Here is a 24,322-nt window from a genome sequence, read left to right as displayed (position 1 = left end):
TGCTGCTGCAGTATATAAACTGAACTCAATCCTTTTCCATAAATAATTGCTCTTTTATATCTGAGATCCGGTAAAGTACTGTATCGATAAAGCGGCCTTTGGGAAATTGTTTCGAATAAGCCTCATAATAAGGTAAAACCAGTGCCTTATCGGCATAGCGGTTGTCTGCCGCAACGGCCAATTGATACTTGGCCAGTTGATTCTTCGGATTCTCTGCAAGCGCCTCTTGTAAGGCCTTCATAACTTCGGGGTAATTCCCTTCACGATTGTAGGTAATGGCTAAAGCCAGAAAATGACTGTCTAAGGGAACGTCTAAAAGTCCTATAGCAATGTTTATATGTCTGCGTGCTTTCTCTGGCTCGTTGAGACCGAGATAAGCAGTACTTAAAGAGAAATGCCAATTGGCGTTGCGATCGTCGTACTGATTAATAAGTACTTTATACTGCTCCAAGGCCTGCTCGTATTGGTAGGTTTGGGCATAGGATTTCGCCAAATGCTCTCTAATGGATTCATTGTCCTTTCCCAACTCCAAAAGCCGCTCAAAACGCTTGATAGCATCGTGATAGGACTTGTTGACAAAATAGCTCAAGCCGTCTAGAAGTAAGAATCTTGTGCTGTTGGGATTGGCCTTTAAACCGAGATCTATATATTCCTTGGCGCCGACAAATGATCTTTTCTCTAATAAGAGTTTGGCAATACGATACAAGGCATTTTGTTGGTTATTATCTGCACGGTAAGCCTTGAGATAATCTATAATCGCCGTACTGTCTTTGAGTTGTTCACGGGCATAGCCTCGTTGATATAAAACAGAGGCGTTCGTAGGCTGCATTAAATGCAGGCCGCTGAACAAACTGTCTGCTTTTTTGTAATAGTTGCTCTTAGATAAGAGGATTCCGTAGCGGTATCCAAGCCGAAAATCATCGGCATTCAACTCCAAAGCAGAACGATAAGCAGCTAAGGCTTCGGCATTTCGGCCCAAGGCCTCGTTGGCAGCAGCGATCCGCTCGTAAACCTGAGGGGATACCGGGAGTTGATTGTACACCTCAATGGCTTCGGAGTAGGCCCCGGTCTGGACCAAACTATCTCCAACGGCCAAAGCCGAAGTCTGAGCCCCGGCTTTGATAAAGCACAGCAGTAATATGACGCAAATTGATTTATTCACCGATATCAAAAATAATAGGTAAGGAGTAATTAACCGCAACTGTTTTGCCTCCCTTTTTACCGGGACGCAACTGCGGAATGGCTTGCAGCACCTTTAGGGTTACCTCCTTTAGTGCTTCTGAGGGCGCGCGAACTTCAATATCGGCTACCTGACCCTGGGTATTGATAACAAACCTGGCCTGTATGCGTTGCTTACCACTGAAGCCCTGGTCTTTTAGCGACTCAGTATCGAACTCTGCAGCTATAAACTGAGACAATTTAGATTGGAAACAATTTTTTGCAGCCTCCAAATCTAAACCTTCGCAGCCCGGATACACCGGTACTTCATCTAAGAGTGCAAAGGCAATGGCTTGAGATTGGTCGAAGTGCAACTCCTTAGAGTCTGTGACGGTGCTAGGGTCGATCAAATGCTGCTGTAAAGACCAATAGATCTGGTCTCCTTCTGTGGTTGGATTGGCAAAAAAGTTAAGCGCATTACGTTCTTCGGGGCTCAATTCGCCTTTAGCCTTTAAGGCTTCTGAGAGTTCGATAATCTTGGTCATCACCTCGGTGTCTGCTGTTGTTTTTGCCACCTCGGTTTTGGATGCCTCTGATTCTTGGCTGCAGGAGGTATAAAAGACCATAAGTGCAATAAGTGGCAATAATACTGTGTATTTAAGCAGTTTCAGTCTGCTCGATCTGGATCGTTGTAACATAGTTATTCGTTTTTTGATTAATGAATGATTGAAAAATGTATTGACAAATGATATGTTCTGACTTTGAAAAACCTGTGCCAGCAGCTCCTGGTAATAAGGCCCTTTGCCCTGTATAGCTGCCACCTTAGCGTCGGCGATGTATTCCTGTAAGCTGCTCATCCGGTTTTGATACATATAGACCAGCGGATTGAACCAAAACAAAATCCGCAGCAATTCAAAGAAGAGCTGATCAAAGGTATGACGCTGCTTTACATGGACTTGTTCGTGCTGTAAAATGATCTCTCTTTGCTTGGGAGCCAAGTCTGCACCTAAAAACACGGTTCGCCAAAAGGAGAAGGCTGTTTTGGTATCCGGTAAGATCACCAACATAAAATCTTTAAGTCTTGTGCGTTGACCGCTGCGACTCAGGCGGAAAATCTTAAAGAGCTTGCTGGCAAACCAAATCCCGGCCAATACTGCTCCTATTTGCCAAAGTGCCATCCACGGAAAAACGAACTCCTCCGGGTTGGGAACAGTAGGTACGAATCCCTCACCCCCAATAAAGACAGTTGGTAATTGCACCCTCAACTCAGGGCTGATCTGTCTGCCGATGGCCGCGATCTGCACAAACGGCAATACCAAACTTAAAGCTGCCGTACCTATGAGATACCAACGGTTCCAATTGAAAAAGGTCTCCTTTTTTAGGAAAAGGTCGTAGACCCCCAAAAAGAGTAGCTGAAATACCAAGGTTTGTATTATGTAATGTGCCATATTATTGCTCTTTTTGAATCTCTTTCATCACAGATTCCAGTTCATCCAAGGTCATGTCATTGTTCTTCATAAAGAAAGAGACCATACTCTTAAAGGAGCCCTGAAAGTAGCCGTCGCGCAATTTCTTGAGACTGTGTTTGCTGTAGGCCTCCTTGCTCACCTTGGGAAAATAAACGTGTCCGCGCCCTTCTTTTCTGTAGTCCACAAAACCTTTGTTCTCTAAAATTCTAACTATGGTAGAAACGGTATTATAGGCCGGTTTAGGATCTGGAAGCTCTTCTAAAAGCGAGGCAACATTGGCTTCTTGGAGTTCCCAGAGAAGTTGCATTATATCTTCTTCTGCTTTGGTGAGTTGTTTCATCTAAGATCAATTTCTGAATTCAAATATAACTAAATATTTAGTTTAAACTAATTTTTTAGTTAAAAAAGATTGTAACAAGTCAGACCGACCTACGTCCAATGGGTATGCTAGATATCTTTTTATTGATCCTTGGGTTGCTTTTATGCTTCGGGGGAATTATTGGCAGCGTACTCCCAGTTTTGCCAGGCCCACCTATCTCTTGGTTAGGACTTTTAGTCTTGTTCTTAAGTTCTGCCGTACCTGTCAACTACTGGTTTTTAGGCATAACCTTATTTATAGCCATTGTAATTGTCGTGTTGGATTATGTCATTCCCGCTGTGGGTACCAAACGCTTTGGAGGTAGTCGTGCCGGTGCCATAGGCACTACCATTGGTCTTATTGTTGGCTTGATCGCACCAATCCCTTTTGGTGTCTTGATAGGCCCTTTTGTAGGTGCGCTTATTGGTGAGATAGCCTTTAATCAGACCGAATCTAACCAGGCCTTTAAGGCGGCTTTTGGGTCCTTTTTAGGTTTTTTAGCCTCTACTTTTATGAAATTAGTAGTTTGCTTTATCTACCTCGGCTTTTACATTTATTATGCTGCCAAGTATTTCGACGGCTTCTTTTAGAACCAGCTCACGTGATCTGCCAAGGGCTTTCTTTCCCAAGAGGCAGGCAGCTCGTCTTTTAAGTGTCCAAGATAAAAGAACCCTATGCAGCGTTCTCCGCTTTCCATAGAGACAAATTCATCCAGGTACTGCATCAGTGCCGGAGATGACCAATAACATCCTAGACTTAGCTCAGTACATAGCAACCACATGTTCTGTACAGCCATAGCGGTAGCCGCCAATTCTTCCCAATAAGGCACCCGCTTTTCTGGATCTTCTTGCACGCAGATGGCGATCACACAAGCCGCTTGTGTAGGTTTGTTTCTGATTTTAGCCTCCTTGAATTCCGAGTAATTCCCTATGGTGTCTCTGTACTTCTTCCCCAAAAAATCACCGAGGGCTGCTCGTTGCTGCTCTGAATGAAAAACCTTGAATCGCCAAGGTTGGGTTTTGCGGTGTGTAGGCGCCTGATGTGCCGCCAATAGCAATTCCTCTATAGTTTCTTTAGCAATTGGCGCATCGCTGTACATAGCGGGATACACGGATCTTCTCTTATGGATTATGTCTTTGATCATCACTTTATTTTGTGCTTCAAAACTAAAGAATTCTGCCATTCTTAATAGTTTCTATTTCTTAATTAAAAGTTAAACTATTGATTAATGATAGTATTACTATTATTTTTGCGACGAATTATTGCAGATATGGAGAGACTATTTTCAAACCTGACCATTACCGTGCATCCCAAGATCTATCTGAAAGACCCAGAGTCATCAGATTTAGGCCTTAGGATCATTGAGCACAGTATTCTTCTCATAGACGAGATCGGATTTGAGGCCCTGACCTTTAAAAAGCTGGGGCAACGCATCGGATCCAATGAAAGTTCCATTTACCGCTACTTTGAGAACAAGCACAAACTTCTGCTCTATCTGACCAATTGGTATTGGGGATGGCTGGAGTACAAATTGGTTATGGAAACTTACAGCATGACCGATCCGCAAGAAAAACTGAAACAAGCCCTAGAGGTTATTACTCGCCCTGTTCAGATCGATGCAAGCTTTTCCCATATCGACGAGGTTAAACTCGGACAGATCGTGGTCAATGAGTTCAGTAAAAGTTATCTCACCAAAGAAGTGGACGACGAGAACAAAGAAGGCTACTTCGCCATATACAAGCGACTGATCCATCGGGTTCGAGATATGATACTCGAAGCTTGCCCGGAGTACCAACACCCGGCTAGTTTGGCCAGTACGGTAGTTGATGGAGCCTTGCATCAGCATTTTTTAATGGATCACTTCACCTCCATTACCGATTGTAAAAAAAGCAGCCCACCATCGGTCTTCTTTAAACAATTGGTCTTATCAACCTTAAAAATAGACGCATGAGTCAGAAAATAATATACACCCCCTGGAAAAGGCTAACCGAAATGCTCGAGCTGGATCGCAAGGACGTGATCCAGGTATTTTACTATGCGATCTTTGCGGGAGCCGTTAGTTTGTCATTACCTCTTGGAATTCAGGCGATCATCAACCTCATCCAAGGAGCACAGATCAGTTCTTCCTGGATCGTTTTGGTGATTCTGGTAACCCTAGGAACCGCTTTTGTTGGAGCCTTACAGCTGATGCAATTCCGCATCATTGAGAACATTCAGCAGAAGATATTTACTCGAGCTTCTTTTGAGTTCGCCTATCGATTTCCTAAGATCCAACTCAGTGAACTCCGCAATTACTATCCGCCAGAGTTGGCCAACCGCTTCTTTGATACGCTCACAGTACAAAAAGGCTTATCTAAGATCTTGGTAGATTTCCCGGCAGCCTTACTGCAGATCATTTTTGGTCTGTTGCTGCTATCGCTTTACCACCCTTTCTTTATCGCCTACGGCATACTCTTGCTACTATTCTTGTACTTATTGTTCAGTTTTACCGCTAAGCGCGGGATGAGCAGCAGTCTGGAAGAGTCTAAGAACAAGTATAAGGTGGCCCACTGGATACAAGAGGTGGCGCGTACAGTTGTGAGCTTTAAACTCTCTGGAAAGACCAGTTTGGCACTGAGAAAGAACGACAACTTAGTGGTCGGATATTTAGGAGCAAGAGAGAAACACTTTAAAGTATTGGTGATCCAATTCATACAGCTCATTGGATTTAAAGTCTTGGTAACGGCAGGACTACTGCTTATCGGAGGAATCTTGGTACTGAATCAGGAAATGAACATTGGGCAGTTTGTCGCTGCGGAGATCATCATCATTATCGTGATCAATTCCGTAGAAAAACTCATTACGGGACTAGAAACCATCTACGATGTGCTAACCTCTTTGGAAAAGATAGGTCAGGTAGTAGATAAAGAGCTGGAGCCACAAGAAGGAGACACCTCTTTCTTAAACTCAGACACTTTAGCTATTGAACTCAAAGAGATCGGTCTTGAGGTACCTGGTAAAAAGCTTCCGATTCTAAAGGATATCAACCTTGATCTAAAACCGGGATCCCGCATTTGGATCACCGGCGAGAACGGTAGTGGAAAGACTACCCTTCTCCGCGTCATATCAGGGATCGTGCCTCCAACAAGCGGACAAATGTTTGTCAACTCTGTAGCCCGCTCTGCCATTCATTTGAGCAAATTCAGAGCCTTGGTGGGCCAAACACTATCAGAAGAATCTCCTTTCGAGGGAACTTTTCTAGAGAACATCACCTTTGGCGATCCGGACATAACTCGAGAGCGCGTGAACTGGGCCATAGAAAATGCAGGACTTATGGAATTTGTAAAGTCTTTGGACGACGGCATAGATACCGTACTCTATCCTGAAGGCCGCCAGATTCCCTTTACCATAGGAAAAAAGATCTTACTGGCCAGAGCCATAGTACACGCACCAAAGCTGTTGTTGCTCAAGGACCCATTAGATCATTTCAAAGCGGAAGAGGCTCGCAGATTGCGTGCATTCTTAACTGACAAATCCCATCCGTGGACCTTGGTGGTAGTAAGCCAAGACGAGGAATGGGGAGAATTTTGTGACACAACACTCACCATGGAAAAAGGTGCATTTAAAAAGTAAATTATGTTAAACATCTCTCAAGAAAAACTCAACCAGAAAGTTTCTCTGGAAAAGTACAAGGCAGCAGGGCTGGTTTTTCATAAACGGCACTTTAAATATTTCAATCGATTCTTAAAGATCTTTGCAGTCATCTTTTTGGTGGTCATGTTTTTGCCCTGGACCCAAAATGTATCAGGTAATGGCTATTTGACTACATTGGCTCCAGATGTTCGTCCGCAGACCATACAATCACCTATCCCCGGAACAGTGGCCAAATGGTATGTGCAAGAAGGTGACTTTGTAAAAAAAGGTGATACGATTTTGCATATCACAGAGATCAAAGACGAGTACTTTGACCCGGAGTATTTAGCGCGCACTGGGCGTCAGATAGACGCTAAAGCCCTTTCTTCTGAAAGTTATGAAGGCAAGGTCAAAGCGCTGGAGAATCAGATCTCGGCACTCAATCAAGAATTGAGATTAAAAACAGAACAAGCCAAGATCAAGATCAAGCAATCTCAGTTCAAGGTAACCAGTGATAGCGTGGACCTTATCGCTGCCCGTATCAACGACAGCATTGCGGTAGCCCAATTCAAGCGTACGGAAAGCCTGCTCAATGACGGTTTAAAGTCTCGTACCGAATTAGAAGATAAACGGCTAAAAGCTCAGGAGACGGCGGCTAAATTGGTTGCCCAACAAAATAAACTATTGGCTTCGCGTAACGAACTTATCAACGCTCGTATAGAGCTCAACCGAGTTCAAGCCGAGTATGCCGACAAACTCTCTAAGGCAGAGAGCGAGAAGTTCACGGCAGCCTCTAGCAAATTCAGCACCGATGCAGAAGTAGCTAAACTGCAAAGTCAATATGCGAGTTTTGAGGTGCGCTCCGGACTATATTATATCAAAGCTCCTCAGGACGGCTATATCAACCGCGCTATCGTGGGCGGTGTAGGCGAGACCATTAAAGAAGGCGACCCTATCATTCGGATCATGCCCTCAGGCTTTAGTATGGCTGTGGAGACTTATGTAAGTCCTATCGATATTCCACTGATCCACGTTGGAGAGCAAGTGCGTGTTCAATTCGACGGCTGGCCGGCCATAGTATTTAGCGGATGGCCTAATGTTTCCTACGGAACTTACGGCGGAGTTGTTGTTGCCATAGATACCTACATCAGTGATAATGGAAAATACCGGGTGTTGATAGCACAAGATCCGAACGACCATGAATGGCCTAAGGAGCTGCGTGTAGGATCTGGAGCCTTTACCCTGGCCTTACTGAACGATGTGCCGATTTGGTTCGAACTCTGGCGACAGCTCAACGGGTTCCCACCAGATTACTATCAGCCGCAGGCAGAAGACAAAACCAAAGCGACCAAAAAGAAATAATACGATGAAGTACAAACTGCATCTGTTTTACATACTGCTTTTTTGCTCAGTGGGTTTATTTGCCCAATCGGATACGCTTTTGCTCAGCTACAGAGAATATCTGGGCTATGTCAAGGAGTACCATCCGGTGGCCAAGCAAGCCGAACTTGTTTTGAGCAATGCCGAGGCAGAGCTGCTCAAAGCTCGTGGGGGTTTTGACCCGAAGATCGAAGTTGATTACGATCAGAAGCAATTCAAAGGCAGCGAGTATTACGATCTGCTCAATGCTACCTTTAAGATCCCGACCTGGTACGGAATTGAACTTAAAGCAGGTTTTGAAGAGAACGAGGGCGTTTTTCTAAATCCGGAGCGAACTGTACCCGAGAATGGACTCTACAACGCAGGACTGTCGGTTTCCGTAGCTCAAGGCCTACTTATCGATGAGCGTCGTGCCATGCTGCGACAGGCCAAGTTCTTTGTAGAACAGTCCAAGCAAGAGCAGACCCTTTTGGTGAACGAACTCTTGTACAAGGCAAGTGAAGCCTATTTCGATTGGTTACAGGCCTACAAGAAGCTGCTACTGCAAAGGGAATTCTTGGGCAATGCCGAGCAACGCTTTCGAGGTGTAAGAGCGAGCGCGTTGTTGGGTGATAAGGCAATTATTGACACCGTGGAGGCCAATATTCCCGTTCAGAACCGTTCCTTGTTGTTAGAGCAGGCGCGAATTGAGCTGAACAACAAACGCTTGACGCTGTCTAATTATTTGTGGATAGCCAATAACGTGCCCATGGAGATTCGCCCGGATGTGATCCCGGAGATAGATCTGGAAATGACCTTGGCGCAGACCTTGGGAGTTTCTCCTATGAATGTGGAAGCCTTTGACCTGAGTAATCATCCGAAGCTATTATCATTACAATACAAAGGCGAGGCTTTAGAGGTAGATCGACAATTCAAGGCCAACAATTTGTTGCCCCGAATAGATCTGGAATTCAACGCCCTTAGCACCACTCCAGACAGAACAGAGACCTTTAACAGCAATGATTACAAATTTGGGATCAATGCGAGTTTTCCTTTGTTTCTGCGCAAAGAGCGTGGAGCGCTGCGGATGGCTAAATTCAAGATCCAAGACAACGCCTTTGAGCAAGAACTAGCCCAGGTGAGTATTGCCAACAAGGTCAATGCTTTGCAACAAGAGCTGTCCTCATTGCGAACGCAGATCAATATTAACGACAATATGGTGGATTCCTATACCCAAATGCTCGCTGCAGAGATCCGTAAGTTCGAGCTGGGTGAAAGTTCGGTCTTCTTGGTAAACAGTCGTGAACAAAAATTGGTAGAGGCGCGCGTTAAGCAGATAAAGCTCGAACAGAAATACTACAGTGGGTTTGCTAAGTTATTCCAAGCCTTGGGTATCACAGAAATTGAGCTATAAAAAAATCCGCTTGTTGAAGCGGATTTTTTGTTAGGCTACTAGGGGTTTACCCTTTAACCTTTTCTCTATTTTCTGTTTAATCACGGTGAGCCTTTTCATAAGTTCCATGAGTTTGGCGTCGCGATTTTGTTTATAAACTTCGTTCACTCCTAAGATCAGCTCCTTTACTTCTCGCGCAGCGAGAATACGGTCCGATGTAGTCTTAAAAGAGTGCTTTCTTTGCTCGAATTCGAGCGCTTTTTCAACTATATCCATTCGCAAAAATTGTGTGCTTTTTAGACAGTTTAAATATGGGGCAAAATACTTAAACAAAGCCTATTGAAACACAATTACTTATTAACATTATTTATGGTACAATCGCCTTGGACAATCACCAATTGAACAATTGTACCTATTTCATTAGTCTTACAAATACCGCTGAGATTACACTATTACTGGGGTTTTAACAAAGCTTAACATCTGATTACTTGACTTTTGTCTAATTTTTTCGTATTATAATTAAACAAAAATACAAAGCTATGATACGAACATATTTAAAATACGGAGCCGCGATCGCTCTTTCCTTGATCGTCTATTTTTTAATCATGAAATTATTAGGATGGCACGAATATCCTGCCTTGAGTATATTCAACGGAGTAATTTACGGTGCCGGGATCCTAAAGGCCATGCAGGTCTTTAAACAAAACAGTTCAAGTTTTTCTTATGCCGATGGATGGCAGATCGGATTCTTGAGCGGAGCTGTAGCCACGCTGATTTTTACTGCCTTTATGGGCTTTTACATGCTAGAGATCAATAACGACTTTGCCAATGCAGTCTTATCTAATTGGGGACTCACTTACACCAACGGAGTTGTCGTTATACTCTTGTCAACCGTACTTATGGGAATGTCTACAGCAGTAGTACTCTCACTTACCTTTATGCAACTCCTAAAAAACACTTTGAACCCAAAAAGATTAAACGCATAATTCATGGATTAGGAATTAGTTTAGTCTATCGCCCCTGCCCAGCAGGGGTTTTTTTATGCCGCAACTGAGTAGTTATACATCAAAGTCAGCTTATAAAGAGGCTTGAAAAGATCCAAATTTTCAATATCCCCATTACCGGGTATGTTTTGCCGCAGTCCATCAGAATAGATTTGAGAAATCTTTAAAATGAATGATATGGAAAACAAACTGACATTTTCAACAGATCAGGCCGCGGTTAAAAGAGGGCTTCCTAAGTCCTTGAAGTACGCGCTGGTCAGTGCAATTGCAATTAGCTCTTTGACAGTTAGTTGTCGAGAGTCCGACGATTGCACCACGACCACTACGGACACCGGTAGTGTAGCCGATTTGGGCGCACAGCAAGATCCGAACACATTCTGTGATAATGATTAATGATTGTTCTATGAAGAATTCATTAGATTTTCTAATCTCTCCCTACACCAGGGAGAGGTTTTTTCAAGACTATTTTGAGCAACGGCACTTACACATTAAGGCCGACGACCCAGAGCGATTCAATCACATTTTAAGTGCGGCAACCTTGGAGCATATAGTGTCGAGCCAAAAACTCACCCTGCCCAATACGCGTATGGCCCACAAAGATTCTGATCTGGACGCCAACCAATTGACCCTAGAAGGAACCAATATTATCGACCTTAATCGGGTAATTGAGAAATACTCAGAAGGCGCCACCTTGATCCTCTCGCAATTACAAGATCGGGTAGAGACCTTAAAATCCTTGTGTAATACGCTTACTGCGGATTTTGGCCAGCGCTTTCAGACCAATATTTATTGCACCCCAGGAAATTCCAGTCAGGGGTTTACCATTCATCACGACACCCATGATGTGTTCATTTTACAGATAGAAGGTTCTAAAGATTGGAAGATCTATGAATCTCCCATTGAATTAGCCATCAAGGACCAGGGATTCAAACAGGAATTACACCAACCCGGAGCCGTTATTGACGAGTTTACCATGAACCCGGGCGACCTGCTCTATATACCAAGAGGTTTGATGCATGCAGCTAAGACGTCTAACAAACGCTCTATCCATATCACTACAGGGTTTATGGGCTTCACCTGGCAAGATTTCATGATCGATAAGATCAACAAAATCAGCCAAGAACACCTAGACCTGCGCCGCGGATTTCAACCCGACTTTTGGAACAATCCGCAGCAATATGAAGCTGTCTACAAGCGGATATTGGGTATACTTGGGCAACCTCAGGAGCTACAATCAGGACTGAACCATTTATATCAGCATTCGCTGAATAGGTTCCGAGTCAGCACACTGAACCCTATAGCGCAAGCAGAAGCCATACATCATTTGAACTTGGATACACAATTGGTGGTAGAGGAGAACAGCATGTCCTTTGTAGAACAGATAAGCGATACAGAACTGTCTATAACCCTCTACAATAAAGAAGTAACGCTTCCTGCGGCGCTGATGCCTGTAATAGAATTCATTACCGAGACCAAGAGTTTTCAACTTAAAGATCTGCCGCTTTTAGACGACGCGGGTAAGATCAATTTAGCGCAGACCTTGCTCAAAGCAGGAATGCTCAGGTCTAAAACCTTAGGGCAAGAGCGAGCTACCGAAGTCTTAAACGGATTTGCCACCAGTCTGTAGACCTTAACCTTTTTGCAATTAGCTAAGTCCGGCCAATGGTCGGACTTTCTATTTGGTTTTCTGTGACTTGACTTTTAGCGTACTTTGAACGTGCTTAGCTGCGCGCTTTTTTAGCTGTTCGTTAAAGCGAACTCCATCGCCGTGCATATCGGCTAGGGGTCTATCTATTATATAAGGTTTTTTCATGGCTATTTTTTTCACCTTAAAATAATCATAACTAGCAAATTAAGAGGTTAAGCTCGCGTTAAAATCCGCAGTAATCACTAGGCACTAAGCACACAGTCTGCGCATGCTTTGACCTCACCGTAATAAGTCTCACGATATTTGTAAAGGGTTTTGACGGGCACTCCTAAAACACACTTCTTAATATAGATCACTCGGGTTCGGAGCCTTCCCATATTGGGGTGGAATCTGTTTTCGTATTTACTGTTTCGCTGTACACTTATCATTTTCATTAATCGTAAATTTTACCTTAACCTAAAAGAATAGCAGCCAATCGCAAGTTTGAGTTGTTAGAATTTTGTTAAGTCTCGTTTGACTAATTCTGCTATCTTGTGTTGTCTATGCAAGAAGCCAACAACGCACATAAAAAATTTGGCACCTTTGGAGGTGTATTTACCCCTACGCTCTTGACCATTTTAGGGGTTATTATGTATCTGCGGATGGGTTGGGTCGTCGGAAACGCGGGGCTTCTAGGAGCTTGGTTGGTCATTATTATTTCTTTTCTGATCACCCTCTGTACCGCCCTATCCATGTCTGCCATTACAACCAATATTAGGATAGGCGCCGGCGGGGCTTACGCGATTATCTCACAGTCTTTGGGCCTCGAAGTTGGCGGCAGTTTAGGTATACCGCGCTATATCTCACAGGGCTTGGCAGTTACTATGTATATCTTCGGATTTAGAGAGGGTTGGCTGGGTATATTTCCGGAGCATAATGCCTTTCTGGTGGATGTCTGCGTCTTTGCAGGCCTAATAACCATTGCCTATATAAGTGCCAATCTGGCCATTAAGATCCAGTACATCATTATGGTGATCATTATTGCTTCTTTAGTATCGGTAGTATTGGCCGCTTATGATGGTTCTATGCAGATCCCTACCAGTGAAGCCTTGAGCTGGGGAAGCTTTAAAGGATCGCCCGAAAACGGATTCAAAGGCAGTAATTTCTGGTTGGTCTTTGCGGTTTTCTTCCCTGCAGCAACGGGCATTATGGCTGGTGCAAATATGTCCGGCGAACTAAAAGATCCGCGCTCAAGCATACCAAAAGGCACCCTTTGGGCTATAGGGGTGAGTTTTGTGATCTATATGTTATTGGCTTTTTGGTTGGCGAGATCCGCATCAGAAACAGAACTGATCAGCAACTACAACATCATAATTGAAAAGGCATATGTTGGGCCCTTGATCATAGCCGGAATATTAGGCGCAACCTTCTCTTCGGCTCTGGCCTCTTTGGTAGGTTCGTCTAGAATACTGTTCGCTATGGGAGAGCATCAAGTACTACCCAAATCAAAGTTCTTAGCAGGAACAAGCGCTAATGGGCAACCCAGAAATGCCATGATAGTAACCGGTATCTTGATCTTTGCAACTATGCTGCTGCGCAATCTCAATGCTGTGGCACCCTTGGTTACGCTGTTCTTTTTAGTGACCTATGCCATGATCAATATAGTGGTGATCATTGAGCAAAATTTAGGCCTGATCAGTTACAGACCCTTATTCAAAGTACGGCGATGGATCCCTTGGCTGGGGCTAATCTCCTCGGTATTGGCCATGTTTATCATCAACCCGACGATCAGCCTGGTGACCATTGGTATCGTTCTGGCGGTCTATTGGTATTTGTCGCGTCAGAATTTAGAAACACCCTTTGAAGATGTGCGTTCCGGCCTCTTTGTATCTTTTGCGGAATGGGCAGCAAAGCACACTTGGGGCATGAAAAAAATGCAGCAACGTGCTTGGAAACCCAATCTTATGGTTCCGGTACGCGACCTGACCGGGGCGCGAGGTAATTTTGACTTCCTGCGCAACATAGCCCATCCTAAAGGCTCCATAAAACTCTTAGGTATAGAACCTAGCTCGGAAGGCAGCACTATGGGAGAACAGCTAGAAAGGCTGGCTCAATCCTTTAGAGACAAAGACGTATTCTCTAGTTGGACCATTATTAACACTACAGAATTTGCCAAAGGGGTCAACTACGGTAACCAGGCCTTGTTGGGAGCTTTCTTTAGGCCTAACATAGTGTTCTTAAACCTTCAAGCTCATGACGATTATGAGTCAGAGCTCCGGCCTGTGATAAAAGAGTGTATTCGTTTGGAAATAGGTTGTGTGGTCTATCAGCAGCATCCAACGGCGCTCTTAGGCCAGCGAGACACTATAAACGTTTGGCTCAGCAGTAGAAAAGACAACTGGAATCTGGGATGGGATATTGGGAACCTAGACCTTTCTACGCTGATCGCATACAAACTAATGAAAAACTGGCAAGCCAAGATCAGGTTGGTTATGGTTATAGCCGATGAATCCCAGCGCGAGAATGCCGAAAACTTTATGCAACAACTCATAAGTCTAGCCCGTTTACCGGAAACTTTGACCGAGATCTTTGTAGGTAATTTCAGAGCTATCTTGCCCGCTGCCCCACGAGCAGACCTAAATATCTTTGGTATGGACGCCGATCTGCGTTTTGAATTTGTAGAAGAAATGACCCAAGCCACTAATTCGTCCTGTCTGTTTGTAAAAGACAGTGGTCATGAGAGTATTTTGGCTTAGTGAGAATGCCGATTCGGAATTGTCATTAATAAACACTCCGCTATTCAACAAAGCATTAGGTCTTTGCTGTTTTCTGTAGTATTTTTAGGCTTCTTAGAAAAACCAACTGGCCATGCGAAACAAATTAGCACTTACCATATTTTCTCTGTTCTTGCTTTGGAGTTGCAACGAACAACCTCAAGCGGAAGCCACAGCTACCACTGCTGATCCTGTTGCCTATTGGGGAGAGAATCCCTGGCCGGAAATTCGCAAGGCACGTATTAATACATTGCTACCTAAAGCTATGCAAGCTGCTGGAGTGGACTGTTGGATAGTGGTCTGCAGAGAAAATAACAACGACCCCATAGCCGATCATATCGGCGGAGAAAATGCCGGAGGCACGGCGGCTTTCTTGTTCTATTTAGATGCCGATGGTTTCCATTCAAAAGTGTATTCTCCTTCAGGAGAATCGACCGCTTTGGCAGATCTAAAGATCCATGACGAAGTAGTTCCAGTGGCTCGAGGAAACTCCGCCTTAAAGGAAGCTGCAGACTTTATTAAAAGTAAAAATTTCCAGGCCATAGCGGTAAACTCCTCGGCAACCAATTCTACTGCAGATGGCTTGTCCTATACGCAGCGCTTGGAGCTAGAAAAACTCTTAGGCCAAACAAGTGAAAAGCTAAGTTCTTCTACAGAACTGGTATACCAATGGCTCAGTATTAAATTACCGGAAGAAGTAGCCATAATGCGCAAGGCGGCACAGCTTACTGCAGATTGGCAAATTGAGGCTTACCAACAAGTGGTGCCCGGTGTTTCTACGGATGCAGACATTGCTGCCTTTTTAAAAGTGAAGATGGCAGAGTACGGTGTTAAAGACGGTTGGGCACCCGACCAAAATCCGAATGTAAATTCCGGACCAGACCGCGGACACTCGCATGCCACAGACAAAGTGATCATGCCCGGAGATGTGATACAGATCGATTTTGGGATCAAGGTATACGACCGTTGGGTAAGCGATATTCAACGTTTTGCCTATGTCCTAAAACCAGGAGAAACAGAGCTACCCGAACAAATGAAACACTACTGGGAAAGTGCTAAAGCAGGAAATAGAGCAGCACTCAATGCCATGGCACCTGGCGTAAAAGGTATTGAGGTAGACCGCGCCCAACGCGTGCTTATGGAAAAGGCCGGTTCCGAATATGTGATGTGGAGCACAGGCCATCCGGTAGGATATGTGGCCCACGATGTTGGTCCGAATCTAGGAGGCTCTCAGGCCCCTTCGGTTAGACCGGCAGCTCAAAAAGAACTCCAAGCAGGAATGACATTTGCCTTTGACGGTTTTCATGCTTGGAAACTGGATCAAGAAAACTTAAAAACCATCTCTGTAGAAGAGATGGCCGTAGTTACCGAAAATGGGGCAGAATACTTAATTGCTCCTCAAGAGCAGATGATACTGATCACCACTAAAGAAGATTAACCCATCAGCAATAAAAAAAAGCTCACCTTTTTAGGGTGAGCTTCATATCGTTTTAAAGGATTTTTTAAGACCCTAAAAGAACTTAGTCCACCAATTCTACATTGATCGCATTCATACCTTGTCGGCCTTGAGCAACTTCAAATTGAACATTATCGTTCTCTCTAATGTTATCAATAAGACCGCTCATATGAACGAATAAATCTTCATTGGAATCTTCTGGAGAAATAAATCCGAATCCTTTAGTGTTGTTAAAAAACTTTACAGTTCCTTTTTTCATCTTGTTTGTTTTTGTGGTAATAAATACCTGTTTAATAATTTGAATCAATTTCATACTGATTGCGTTTAATTGATTATCGGCAACGTCTAAATCCGAAGGAAATAGAAAGTAAACCATACGAGTAGTGATAAATGATAAAGGAAGAAAGAAAGGATACTAAATACTAGTGGAAGAAAACTTGCTGCTAGAAGAAATACGGCTTGTCAAAAAATCCTTGGGAACATTAAATACTTGTCCTCAATACGTTGCGATGCATAACTGCACATCGCCAATAATGGTGGCAAGGTACGCCTAATAAAATTATAAACAATGATTATTATAGGATAATTTAAAAATAGACAATTTCAATAGAGCTGAAAACAGCGTGGTTCTTACGAGAATGGCGGCGGAAGTTCTAATCTTGCAAAAGATTGTACTGTTGCAATATCGGCAATTCCTTTCTATAGTTGTCGTTGGAACCGTAGATATAGAATTTTTTGCGACTTGTACCAATTACAGTTCCTATTACAGTTCCAAAGAAACCAAAGACGGTTCCCAAAATAACGGCCTTTTCTTCTTTTGAGAAACTAACGAATCCACCGCTATCATCACCGGCGGCATATCCTGCTAGACCCCCTACAGCTGTACCTATTGCAAGGCCGGTTAGTGCCCCACGAGTTATGGAAGCTTTTCTCCGGAGCTTAATTTTAGCAATATCCTCAGCTGCGATTACGACTAAGCCGTCTTCTTCAAAACGTTTACTTACGTCTACCGTAACGCCATTATTGTCTGCCTTGATGAAATAGCCTCGCACTCGGGTTCCGTCCATTTTTTTGACCATCACTTTATAGGTCTTGAGCTTTTCTTGTTCTTGTCCGTAGGTAAAGCTGATGCTGAATATTAAGATCAGCAGTAAAAAAAACTTTCTCATTACACCTTGTTTTTGTTAGTTGATCTAAAGTAAGACAGCCTTTGGAGCTTGAGTTCTCAAATAATGGCTATAAGACAAAACAGGACGTCCAACGATAATTTCGGACTAGCTAGTAACCGCCTTTTTTAGGTATTCCGTGGGGGTAGTCGCTGTAAATTTCTTAAAGGCCGCATAAAAGGTAGAACGTGAATTGAATCCGCATTCCAAGCCAATGGCAACCATGGTATAGTTGTTAAAATTTGGATCTGCCAAGAGTTTCTTGGCCTGTTCCACTCGCAGAGAGTTGATATAATCAGAAAAGCTGAAGCCGCTGTGATTATTTACCAATTTAGAAAGATGACTTGCACTAATGGAAAGGGTTTCTGCCAGAGAACTCATACTGAGTTCGGGTTCTAAATACTTCTTTTCCGAGACTACAAGGTCATGGACCTTTTTAAATTCTTCCCGATGCTTATCGTCTACATTGGAGGTCGCTATGGCTCCTATACCGATAAACTTGTTGCTGGTGGCAATGCGTTTGCGAAGCTGAATTCTGTCTTGTACAATATTGTACCGATACAAGCCCTGATAACCTATCCAATAAAGCAATACGGAGGTCCCTAAGCGCAATACACTGTATCCCCATTTGATGCCGAACATAAAATCCGCCATCTTGGCGAAAACCCAAAAGACCATCACCAATCCTCCCACCTTAAAGAAGAGTTTTAACCACTTAAGGTCGTCATAGCTCAACATGGACTGATAGACATTCTCCCGTTTGAAAACCAATTCAATGGCCTTGTAAAAAATAGCGATACTCAAGGCCAGATTAAAAATATCCTCTATCATCGTATACTGGCTAATCAGATCCGTGTCTTGACCAGGAACATTGTAATACACGTGATAGATCACCGCCGATCTGAGCAAGATCTCCGCCACAAACACCACTATGGCAAATTTCACAAAACCAATAATGGTCTTATCTACTTCTAAGAAGTGAATAATAAAGGCATAGAACATGGGAAGAATAAAGAAATACCATGGCACAAGCATATTCTTGATATAGAAGAGGTCCGAAGAATATCCAACCTCAATAAGCCACGCCTGCAGGTTATTCAATGAAATAAAGAGCACCACAAGATTGAGGTATAAAACCACAATGCTAAAGCGCTTTCTAAACAACAAAGTCACCAGGTTGAAGATAAAACCCTGAATCACTCCTGCAATCAGCAAAAAATTGACAATGGCATTAATGTCCATTTATAGTTAGTTGGTGATAAACTAAAAGTAGTAAAATTATGTGGCAAGATACTTTGGCCCAAGTGCAATGACCTTAAAAAAGGTGTCCTAAATGATCGTTGGACAGCCAGAGTAGTGTATTTCTCCATTACTTTTCTCTGATTCACAACCACACAACAACGACCAACTGCTGAACCGATCAGTTACGACAAATCAAAAAGCCCACCTAAAAAAGGTGGGCTCCTGCGCATGCAAATCCAATTTTCACTAATCCTATATACTAATCAAAAAACGAGATCACATGGCATGCGGGGATGAAAACTTTAAGAGGCTCTTTCGTCTATGATGTTCCCTTTGATCTTAGTCATGGCTTCACTTAGCTTGCCCACATTGAGAGGTTTAGTGATATAGCCCTTACAAACGGGACTTTTAGCACTTCTGGCAATATCACGCGGGTCACTAGAAGAGGAAAGCATGATCACTTCTATATTGAACTGCTTAAATACCGCCATGCGTTCAAAAGCAGCAAGTACTTGCCAGCCGTCAACTTCTGGCATATTGATATCTAGAATCACCACTTCTGGAATCACGCAATATCCCCGTTTAAAGTATCTGTTTAATTCTTTAAAATACTTGATACCACTTGCTCCGTTGCAGAAGTAGGTAGTAAGTATAGACGGATCATAAGACTTTAGCATGCCTTTACTCACAAAGCGGTCTACCTTATTATCGTCTATGAGTACGACATGTTTAACACTTCTCAAAATACTTACTGGGTTTTGGATTAGGAATGGTCACGCTCAAATAGGAGCTTTGGTCTTGGTTCATCTCAAACTGAAGTTTTCCGTCAAGAAGTGATGCAATATTGCGAATCAAATAGACGCAAAGTCCTGGTGTTGATTCATTGGCAGATGTGTATTCTTGAAGTCCGTCTGTACAGAAGGGATCTTTCGGGTTAGAGATAGCTCCATTAAATGCAAGTGTGATTATTGACTCTTTGCTATTGGTTTTAATGCTGAGTTTCATTAGGTCATTTTCTTGATCGTCGTCCGAACAGGAATACATCTGGACATAACGAACCATATTCTTAAGTAAAGAACCCAAGAGTTGCTCGTTAGAATAGAGAGTTGCTTCTAATTGAAGTTCCACATCTAGGTCGACCTTTTCAAAATAATCGGTCATTTGAAGCTTAGATACAGTACTGTGCAACATCCGATCTACATCTATAGGCTCAATATTTCTGTAAGCCTTGGCAATGATGGAGATCATGGCCAGATCCTCTAAGAGTTGTTTGCCACTGTTTAAACTGGATTCCAAGAGGTCTACCAGATCCGAAGCATCCAAGCTGAGATCTTTTTGTCTGAGTAGCTGCAACAAACCTTGGGCCGAACAATACGGAGCCTTGAGATCATGAGAACACTGAAAGGACAACAAGTCTAAGGCCTTAGCCTTATTAATGAGATCAACTTCTAGGGCTCGCCTACGTGATATATCTATCATAACAACGGTATAGACGAGCCCAGAGTTAGTATGCTGTGTGCGAAGTTCGAGTTCTAATGGGAACCGCGACCCATTTTTTTTCAATCCTGTGAACTCTTTAGTCTCGCTATGGTCTACCCCCATAGACACTTGCAGCATGTGGTCCAACTCTTGCGCTGAAGTTGATTTACTATTCGATACTAAAAAATTGGCAAGTGGCTTCCCCATGACCTCGGCAGACTCAAATCCAAACTTGTGCATGGCACAAGTATTCCACTGCGCTATTCTTCCTTGGTCATTTAGGGATATGATCATTGCCACATTGCCAACTTCCAAGATACTCTTGCCATTGTCCATTTCCCACTCCATAATCCTTTACATCCTTTATTGGTCAAAAGTCTTGCTTCAATTCACTTTACAAACTGTTTGCAATACGCCAATGCTTCTTTTGTGGTATCGCAGATCTCGTAAGGTGTTTTAGAATCGTAAATACGCTTAAAGGAGCGTATGGTCAATTTGGACCCGATTCTATTTGCAACAAATGCTTCTGCTACTCTAATCTTTTCGAGTTTCTTGCACTTGCCAAAATACTTGGCTGCAGCAATGGAATAACTACCTAAAGCATCCGTAACATCAATTAGAAACGGGGTAGGTTTGTTTTCGCAGAGTGCATGTATGGTATCAACGTAGCGTTCCATAGCGGCAAGTGGCATGGAGTGACAGATATCCCTATTGTGAAATGTGATGAACAGGATATCTTGGTCACGCCAGAACTTTGCTTTCTCAAATACTACAGCTTGATTCATAGTTGCCTAGTTATGACTTCATTAAGGCCATAGTCGTACCAAAAAGTGCAAGGCGTGCCAAAAAAAATATAAGTTATTGATTACTAGGGCTTTAATTTTTAAAAAAAATAATGCGCAAAAAAAATGCCCACGGATAACCGTGGGCTAATTTTTTCAACTTAAGGTTGCCACGGAATACCGTGGTTAAATGGGGCGTTGTATTTTTAGTTTTTTCATGCGATCTCGTAGCGTGCTGGGTTTCAACCCCAGACGATGTGCGGCTCCCGTTTCACCATCGATCACCCACTGACAATGCTCCAATACTTTTATGATATGATCGCGCTGCACTTCATCTAGTGACAATGTTTGCTGCTGAATGGTTCTTTGCTGCGCTCCACCTACTGTTTGTCCAGGGGTCTCAAATTCCACAATTCTCAAAGTATCAGAATTACAAAGAATTACCGCTCGTTCAACAATGTTCTCCAGTTCACGAACATTACCCGGCCAGTCGTAGGATTTCATTTTACGCATGGTGGTGTCTGAGATGTACTGAATATTCTTTCGGTAGCTTTTACTGTATTTGTCTACAAAGTGCTCTACTAGAACAGGGATATCCTCCCGACGTTCGCGCAAAGCGGGTACATGAATTGGGAACACGTTCAACCTAAAGAACAGGTCTTCTCTGAATCGTTTTTTGGCTACCTCTTCTTTCAGATCTTTATTGGTGGCAGCAATTACCCTAACATCTACTTTTCGGACTTTAGGGTCGCCTATCATCTCAATTTCTCCTTCTTGCAAAAAACGTAAGAGTTTTGGCTGCATACTGAGTGGCAATTCCCCAATTTCATCTAAGAACAAACTTCCTCCATGGGCAAGCTCTACTTTACCAATCTTATCGGCAATGGCCCCCGTAAACGAGCCTTTTTTATGTCCGAAGAGCTCGCTTTCTATCAGCTCTTGTGGTATAGCCGCACAGTTCACTTTAATCAAAGGATTATTTCGTCTATCGCTCAAGTTGTGGACTGCACGAGCTAAAAGTTCTTTTCCCGTTCCCGACTCCCCCAAAAGTAGAACTCCGGCAGGGGTAGGCGCCACCTGCTCCAGATCTGTCAAGACCTGACTGAATGCCGCACTTCCATAAACCATCTCCTCAAAATTAAAGACCATATCGAGCTCGTTTCTGAGGTAAACGTTCTGGTCCTGCAACTGGTTCTTGAGTTTGTTCAATTCCTTAAAGGCTTCTGACAATTCTTGGTTTACGGCCTGTAACTCTTTTTCTGCTTTTATGCGCTGCTGACTTTGGATGATCAAAGACACCAGACTGGCAATGGAAGTCGCAAACTGTTCCTCTTCGGATTTCCACTGGCGAGCTTCTCCCACATGTTCAAAGCAAAGAATCCCGTGGTCCTTATTTAAACCTTGTACAAAAACATCCATCATGGATGTGATACCATTGGGTATTAAATAATTGGTAGCAAAACTGCGTGTGGCTGGATGAGTCTGCGCAGCACTTACGGCTATGGTCTTATTTTGAGACAGCGAGTGGAAATACTCCGGATGGTCAACTCTTGTGAGTATCATACCCTCTTCGTGCTCGTCTTCAGAGCGTTTGTATAGATCTTCACAAACGATCATCGAAAAGTCATCGTCCAACTTCCATACGCTTACGCGCTCAACTTCTAATATCTCAGCAGCCAAGGAGGTAATGCGTTGCAGAGCTGTCATATAATCACTGCCAACTAAACCAGCTAGCTCAAGAATAGCTTGTTTCTTGCGATCGGATTGTTCTGCTAGCAAGGTCTTCTGCTCCATGAGTCGAACCTGATCTGAAATGTCTTGTATGGTGCAGTAATGTGCTATGATATTGCCTTCTTTGTCTCTTATGACAGCACTTTGTGCAGAAATAGGAAACTTGACCCCATCTTTCTTTTGAAACTCGAAATACATCTGATCATCGGCCTTACCGGCAAGGACCTTATCCAAACAAGCGTTGAAAGCCTCTTTATTATCCTTGGGTAAGAAACCGAATGGCATCTGCATTCCGAGTAATTCAGATTCTGTAAAACCAAGCATCTCACAAAAGGCCGGGTTGACATCTATGATCTTAGAATTCAGATCCATTACCATGAGCCCTTCGTGCAAGGAATTTATCAGTGAACTAGAGAACTCGTTGGCCAATCTTAGTTTATTCTCATACTGATAGCGTTCCGTTATATCTGAAATGGTGCCAATATGCGTCGTGACCTCACCCCTCTCATTGCGCAGGTGGGTAACAGAGATCCAAACTGGGAAACGCTCCCCATTCTTACGCATAAAGATGAGTTGAAATTGTTCGTCCTTTCCAGTTTTTAATTGACTAAAGGCTTCTTTGATCTCGTCTATATGTTCGGGAGGCCAATACGAATATGGCGGCTTCATACCTACAATCTCGCTTCGCTCCAACCCCAACATTTCGCAAAAGGCAAAATTAGTTTCCAAAAACTCACCGGAAACATCGATAATTGCAAGACCCTCTTGCAGCCCTTGAATGACTCGATCACTGAATTCTTTTTGTTTTTCTAACAAGTTTTCGGAACGAGAAAGTTTACTGCGATCTCTAACAACACTGACGTTAGAAGAAACATTACCATTAGAATCGTATAAAACCGAAGTAGCTATGGAGACAGGGAAACGACTACCGTCTTTTCTAATAAAATTGGCGTCAAATGAGGACTGTGCAGAATCTTTGCCTGGCGCCCTCAGACTAATTAATTCCTCGAAGAACTCGCCCGCCCAATGATAAGGCGGCATTTGCCCCATAATTTCATGACGTTCGATTCCCGTCATCTCCAAATAAGCAGGATTAACATCGATACATTTTCCCTTGGGGTCTGTAATAACGATCCCATCGCTCATTCCGTGAATAAACTGCCCTTTAAGGTGTTGCTCCTTATTAAAGAGATCTATTATATCTTCAAGTGATCGCCTTTCTCTTACGGTTATGAGCACGTAGCCACGCGCAATGGCCTCACCTTTGTTCAACTCAGCAACCTGCCGCTCGCCATTGGCAGTAGTGAAGAATACCAACTTTGGGAAATTCCCAGTTTGTTGCGCCAATGAGCTACTGAATTGTTTGCGGTGTTTTTTATTTCTAAAGGTGTCGAGCAGTTTCCATTGCTCCTTAAGCAAGGCAGCAACTTTATGGCCGCTAAGAATCTCAAAAGCTTTGTTTGCAGCTAAGATCGCACCCGTTTTTAACTCTAGTACTAGCAGAGCTGACCCAGCAGTATTGAAATACTTCTCTTGCGACTTACTAAGAAAATAAGTCGTAGGAATTTGTTTGGTCTTTTCTTTTTGCCCCTTTGGCATAACAAACTAATTGCTAGCGCTGTAACAGCAATTAACGGCCAACAGTTTCTCTGTTCGCTTTGGTGTGGTTTTTCAGTTGGGTTTGCCCTGTTTTGCGGAAAGGGGGGATGTAA

The 24,322-nt window shown here is 43.3% G+C and carries 24 protein-coding genes; 10 read left to right on the top strand and 14 right to left on the bottom strand.

Annotated elements, in window-relative coordinates:
- Positions 1-25: 25 nt before the first annotated feature.
- The 3 genes from BTO09_RS07705 to BTO09_RS07695 are packed head-to-tail and all read right to left on the bottom strand — an operon-like array spanning position 26 to position 2,967.
- Positions 26-1,162 (bottom strand): tetratricopeptide repeat protein, encoded by a 1,137-nt coding sequence (locus tag BTO09_RS07705; protein WP_087524228.1) that lies wholly within the window; start codon positions 1,160-1,162, stop codon positions 26-28.
- Positions 1,155-2,606 carry a M56 family metallopeptidase gene (locus BTO09_RS07700; protein WP_087524227.1) on the bottom strand — a complete coding sequence of 484 codons (1,452 nt, stop codon included), beginning with the start codon at positions 2,604-2,606 and terminating at the stop codon, positions 1,155-1,157. The genes BTO09_RS07705 and BTO09_RS07700 overlap by 8 nt, the downstream gene beginning before the upstream one ends.
- A gap of 1 nt (position 2,607) precedes the next feature.
- Positions 2,608-2,967, bottom strand: coding sequence for a BlaI/MecI/CopY family transcriptional regulator (locus tag BTO09_RS07695; protein ID WP_087524226.1), 360 nt, complete (start codon positions 2,965-2,967; stop codon positions 2,608-2,610).
- 104 nt (positions 2,968-3,071) lie between these two features.
- Here BTO09_RS07695 and BTO09_RS07690 point away from each other — a divergent pair, with 104 nt between their 5' ends.
- Positions 3,072-3,575: a DUF456 domain-containing protein gene (locus BTO09_RS07690; RefSeq protein ID WP_087525517.1), complete on the top strand. Its 504-nt coding sequence runs from the start codon at positions 3,072-3,074 to the stop codon at positions 3,573-3,575.
- On the opposite strand, the gene BTO09_RS07685 is transcribed toward BTO09_RS07690, so the two are convergent.
- A complete protein-coding gene (locus tag BTO09_RS07685) occupies positions 3,572-4,168 on the bottom strand; it encodes a nitroreductase (protein WP_232454912.1) in 597 nt (198 codons plus the stop codon). The two genes, BTO09_RS07690 and BTO09_RS07685, sit on opposite strands and share 4 nt — an antisense overlap.
- An 87-nt stretch (positions 4,169-4,255) precedes the next feature.
- Between BTO09_RS07685 and BTO09_RS07680 the strand changes: the two genes are divergently transcribed.
- The 4 genes from BTO09_RS07680 to BTO09_RS07665 are packed head-to-tail and all read left to right on the top strand — an operon-like array spanning position 4,256 to position 9,370.
- A complete protein-coding gene (locus tag BTO09_RS07680; protein ID WP_087524225.1) occupies positions 4,256-4,936 on the top strand; it encodes a TetR/AcrR family transcriptional regulator in 681 nt (226 codons plus the stop codon).
- On the top strand, positions 4,933-6,597 hold the full coding sequence (locus tag BTO09_RS07675; RefSeq protein WP_087524224.1) for a peptidase domain-containing ABC transporter: 1,665 nt from the start codon (positions 4,933-4,935) through the stop codon (positions 6,595-6,597). The genes BTO09_RS07680 and BTO09_RS07675 overlap by 4 nt, the downstream gene beginning before the upstream one ends.
- A gap of 3 nt (positions 6,598-6,600) precedes the next feature.
- Positions 6,601-7,959, top strand: a complete 1,359-nt coding sequence (locus BTO09_RS07670) for an HlyD family secretion protein (protein WP_087524223.1) — start codon at positions 6,601-6,603, stop codon at positions 7,957-7,959.
- A 4-nt stretch (positions 7,960-7,963) separates the two neighbouring features.
- On the top strand, positions 7,964-9,370 hold the full coding sequence (locus tag BTO09_RS07665; RefSeq protein WP_087524222.1) for a TolC family protein: 1,407 nt from the start codon (positions 7,964-7,966) through the stop codon (positions 9,368-9,370).
- Between the two features lie 30 nt (positions 9,371-9,400).
- On the opposite strand, the gene BTO09_RS07660 is transcribed toward BTO09_RS07665, so the two are convergent.
- Positions 9,401-9,625, bottom strand: coding sequence for a hypothetical protein (locus BTO09_RS07660; protein WP_087524221.1), 225 nt, complete (start codon positions 9,623-9,625; stop codon positions 9,401-9,403).
- A 263-nt stretch (positions 9,626-9,888) separates the two neighbouring features.
- Here BTO09_RS07660 and BTO09_RS07655 point away from each other — a divergent pair, with 263 nt between their 5' ends.
- The 3 genes from BTO09_RS07655 to BTO09_RS07645 all read left to right on the top strand — a co-directional run bounded on the left by BTO09_RS07655 (position 9,889) and on the right by BTO09_RS07645 (position 11,980).
- Positions 9,889-10,335 carry a DUF4199 family protein gene (locus BTO09_RS07655; RefSeq protein WP_087524220.1) on the top strand — a complete coding sequence of 149 codons (447 nt, stop codon included), beginning with the start codon at positions 9,889-9,891 and terminating at the stop codon, positions 10,333-10,335.
- A 195-nt stretch (positions 10,336-10,530) separates the two neighbouring features.
- Positions 10,531-10,746 (top strand): hypothetical protein, encoded by a 216-nt coding sequence (locus tag BTO09_RS07650; RefSeq protein WP_157663462.1) that lies wholly within the window; start codon positions 10,531-10,533, stop codon positions 10,744-10,746.
- Between the two features lie 10 nt (positions 10,747-10,756).
- Positions 10,757-11,980, top strand: a complete 1,224-nt coding sequence (locus tag BTO09_RS07645; RefSeq protein WP_157663461.1) for a cupin domain-containing protein — start codon at positions 10,757-10,759, stop codon at positions 11,978-11,980.
- A gap of 48 nt (positions 11,981-12,028) precedes the next feature.
- Here BTO09_RS07645 and BTO09_RS14485 read toward each other — a convergent pair whose 3' ends face one another.
- Together BTO09_RS14485 and BTO09_RS07640 are read right to left on the bottom strand one after the other, a co-directional pair.
- Positions 12,029-12,166: a hypothetical protein gene (locus tag BTO09_RS14485; RefSeq protein WP_157663460.1), complete on the bottom strand. Its 138-nt coding sequence runs from the start codon at positions 12,164-12,166 to the stop codon at positions 12,029-12,031.
- 77 nt (positions 12,167-12,243) lie between these two features.
- Positions 12,244-12,435, bottom strand: coding sequence for a hypothetical protein (locus tag BTO09_RS07640; RefSeq protein ID WP_087524217.1), 192 nt, complete (start codon positions 12,433-12,435; stop codon positions 12,244-12,246).
- A 108-nt stretch (positions 12,436-12,543) separates the two neighbouring features.
- Here BTO09_RS07640 and BTO09_RS07635 point away from each other — a divergent pair, with 108 nt between their 5' ends.
- Entirely contained in the window at positions 12,544-14,736 is a 2,193-nt protein-coding gene (locus BTO09_RS07635; RefSeq protein WP_087524216.1) for an amino acid permease, read from the top strand.
- Between the two features lie 112 nt (positions 14,737-14,848).
- Positions 14,849-16,192, top strand: a complete 1,344-nt coding sequence (locus tag BTO09_RS07630; RefSeq protein ID WP_087524215.1) for a Xaa-Pro peptidase family protein — start codon at positions 14,849-14,851, stop codon at positions 16,190-16,192.
- A gap of 82 nt (positions 16,193-16,274) precedes the next feature.
- Here the strand turns inward: BTO09_RS07630 and BTO09_RS07625 are convergent, their stop codons facing one another.
- The 7 genes from BTO09_RS07625 to BTO09_RS07595 form a co-directional block, all read right to left on the bottom strand.
- The gene (locus tag BTO09_RS07625) at positions 16,275-16,469 is read right to left on the bottom strand and encodes a cold-shock protein (protein ID WP_087525515.1); all 195 of its coding nucleotides are present in this window, start codon (positions 16,467-16,469) and stop codon (positions 16,275-16,277) included.
- 394 nt (positions 16,470-16,863) lie between these two features.
- Positions 16,864-17,379 carry a hypothetical protein gene (locus BTO09_RS07620; protein ID WP_087524214.1) on the bottom strand — a complete coding sequence of 172 codons (516 nt, stop codon included), beginning with the start codon at positions 17,377-17,379 and terminating at the stop codon, positions 16,864-16,866.
- A gap of 105 nt (positions 17,380-17,484) precedes the next feature.
- Positions 17,485-18,618, bottom strand: coding sequence for an AraC family transcriptional regulator (locus BTO09_RS07615; RefSeq protein ID WP_087524213.1), 1,134 nt, complete (start codon positions 18,616-18,618; stop codon positions 17,485-17,487).
- A gap of 302 nt (positions 18,619-18,920) precedes the next feature.
- Positions 18,921-19,361, bottom strand: a complete 441-nt coding sequence (locus tag BTO09_RS07610) for a response regulator (protein WP_157663459.1) — start codon at positions 19,359-19,361, stop codon at positions 18,921-18,923.
- On the bottom strand, positions 19,348-20,445 hold the full coding sequence (locus BTO09_RS07605) for a PAS domain S-box protein (RefSeq protein WP_087524211.1): 1,098 nt from the start codon (positions 20,443-20,445) through the stop codon (positions 19,348-19,350). Before BTO09_RS07605 ends, BTO09_RS07610 begins: the two co-directional genes overlap by 14 nt.
- A gap of 41 nt (positions 20,446-20,486) precedes the next feature.
- Positions 20,487-20,882 (bottom strand): hypothetical protein, encoded by a 396-nt coding sequence (locus BTO09_RS07600; RefSeq protein WP_087524210.1) that lies wholly within the window; start codon positions 20,880-20,882, stop codon positions 20,487-20,489.
- A 183-nt stretch (positions 20,883-21,065) separates the two neighbouring features.
- Positions 21,066-24,209, bottom strand: a complete 3,144-nt coding sequence (locus BTO09_RS07595) for a sigma 54-interacting transcriptional regulator (protein WP_087524209.1) — start codon at positions 24,207-24,209, stop codon at positions 21,066-21,068.
- Positions 24,210-24,322: the final 113 nt, after the last annotated feature.

Source organism: Gilvibacter sp. SZ-19 (assembly GCF_002163875.1).
Taxonomy (GTDB): domain Bacteria; phylum Bacteroidota; class Bacteroidia; order Flavobacteriales; family Flavobacteriaceae; genus Gilvibacter.
This window is presented reverse-complemented; position numbering and strand designations above follow the sequence as displayed.

Bases quoted from the DNA above. Each gene is read 5' to 3' on its own strand.
- BTO09_RS07625 (WP_087525515.1), bottom strand. From the start codon at position 16,469: ATGAAAAAAGGAACTGTAAAGTTTTTTAACAACACTAAAGGATTCGGA.
- BTO09_RS07595 (WP_087524209.1), bottom strand. From the start codon at position 24,209: ATGCCAAAGGGGCAAAAAGAAAAGACCAAACAAATTCCTACGACTTAT.
- BTO09_RS07655 (WP_087524220.1), top strand. From the start codon at position 9,889: ATGATACGAACATATTTAAAATACGGAGCCGCGATCGCTCTTTCCTTG.
- BTO09_RS07700 (WP_087524227.1), bottom strand. From the start codon at position 2,606: ATGGCACATTACATAATACAAACCTTGGTATTTCAGCTACTCTTTTTG.
- BTO09_RS07615 (WP_087524213.1), bottom strand. From the start codon at position 18,618: ATGGACATTAATGCCATTGTCAATTTTTTGCTGATTGCAGGAGTGATT.
- BTO09_RS07675 (WP_087524224.1), top strand. From the start codon at position 4,933: ATGAGTCAGAAAATAATATACACCCCCTGGAAAAGGCTAACCGAAATG.
- BTO09_RS07685 (WP_232454912.1), bottom strand. From the start codon at position 4,168: ATGGCAGAATTCTTTAGTTTTGAAGCACAAAATAAAGTGATGATCAAA.
- BTO09_RS07660 (WP_087524221.1), bottom strand. From the start codon at position 9,625: ATGGATATAGTTGAAAAAGCGCTCGAATTCGAGCAAAGAAAGCACTCT.
- BTO09_RS07630 (WP_087524215.1), top strand. From the start codon at position 14,849: ATGCGAAACAAATTAGCACTTACCATATTTTCTCTGTTCTTGCTTTGG.
- BTO09_RS07640 (WP_087524217.1), bottom strand. From the start codon at position 12,435: ATGAAAATGATAAGTGTACAGCGAAACAGTAAATACGAAAACAGATTC.
- BTO09_RS07695 (WP_087524226.1), bottom strand. From the start codon at position 2,967: ATGAAACAACTCACCAAAGCAGAAGAAGATATAATGCAACTTCTCTGG.
- BTO09_RS07635 (WP_087524216.1), top strand. From the start codon at position 12,544: ATGCAAGAAGCCAACAACGCACATAAAAAATTTGGCACCTTTGGAGGT.
- BTO09_RS07645 (WP_157663461.1), top strand. From the start codon at position 10,757: ATGAAGAATTCATTAGATTTTCTAATCTCTCCCTACACCAGGGAGAGG.
- BTO09_RS07600 (WP_087524210.1), bottom strand. From the start codon at position 20,882: ATGAATCAAGCTGTAGTATTTGAGAAAGCAAAGTTCTGGCGTGACCAA.
- BTO09_RS07680 (WP_087524225.1), top strand. From the start codon at position 4,256: ATGGAGAGACTATTTTCAAACCTGACCATTACCGTGCATCCCAAGATC.
- BTO09_RS07665 (WP_087524222.1), top strand. From the start codon at position 7,964: ATGAAGTACAAACTGCATCTGTTTTACATACTGCTTTTTTGCTCAGTG.
- BTO09_RS07690 (WP_087525517.1), top strand. From the start codon at position 3,072: ATGCTAGATATCTTTTTATTGATCCTTGGGTTGCTTTTATGCTTCGGG.
- BTO09_RS07670 (WP_087524223.1), top strand. From the start codon at position 6,601: ATGTTAAACATCTCTCAAGAAAAACTCAACCAGAAAGTTTCTCTGGAA.
- BTO09_RS07620 (WP_087524214.1), bottom strand. From the start codon at position 17,379: ATGAGAAAGTTTTTTTTACTGCTGATCTTAATATTCAGCATCAGCTTT.
- BTO09_RS07605 (WP_087524211.1), bottom strand. From the start codon at position 20,445: ATGGAGTGGGAAATGGACAATGGCAAGAGTATCTTGGAAGTTGGCAAT.
- BTO09_RS14485 (WP_157663460.1), bottom strand. From the start codon at position 12,166: ATGAAAAAACCTTATATAATAGATAGACCCCTAGCCGATATGCACGGC.
- BTO09_RS07650 (WP_157663462.1), top strand. From the start codon at position 10,531: ATGGAAAACAAACTGACATTTTCAACAGATCAGGCCGCGGTTAAAAGA.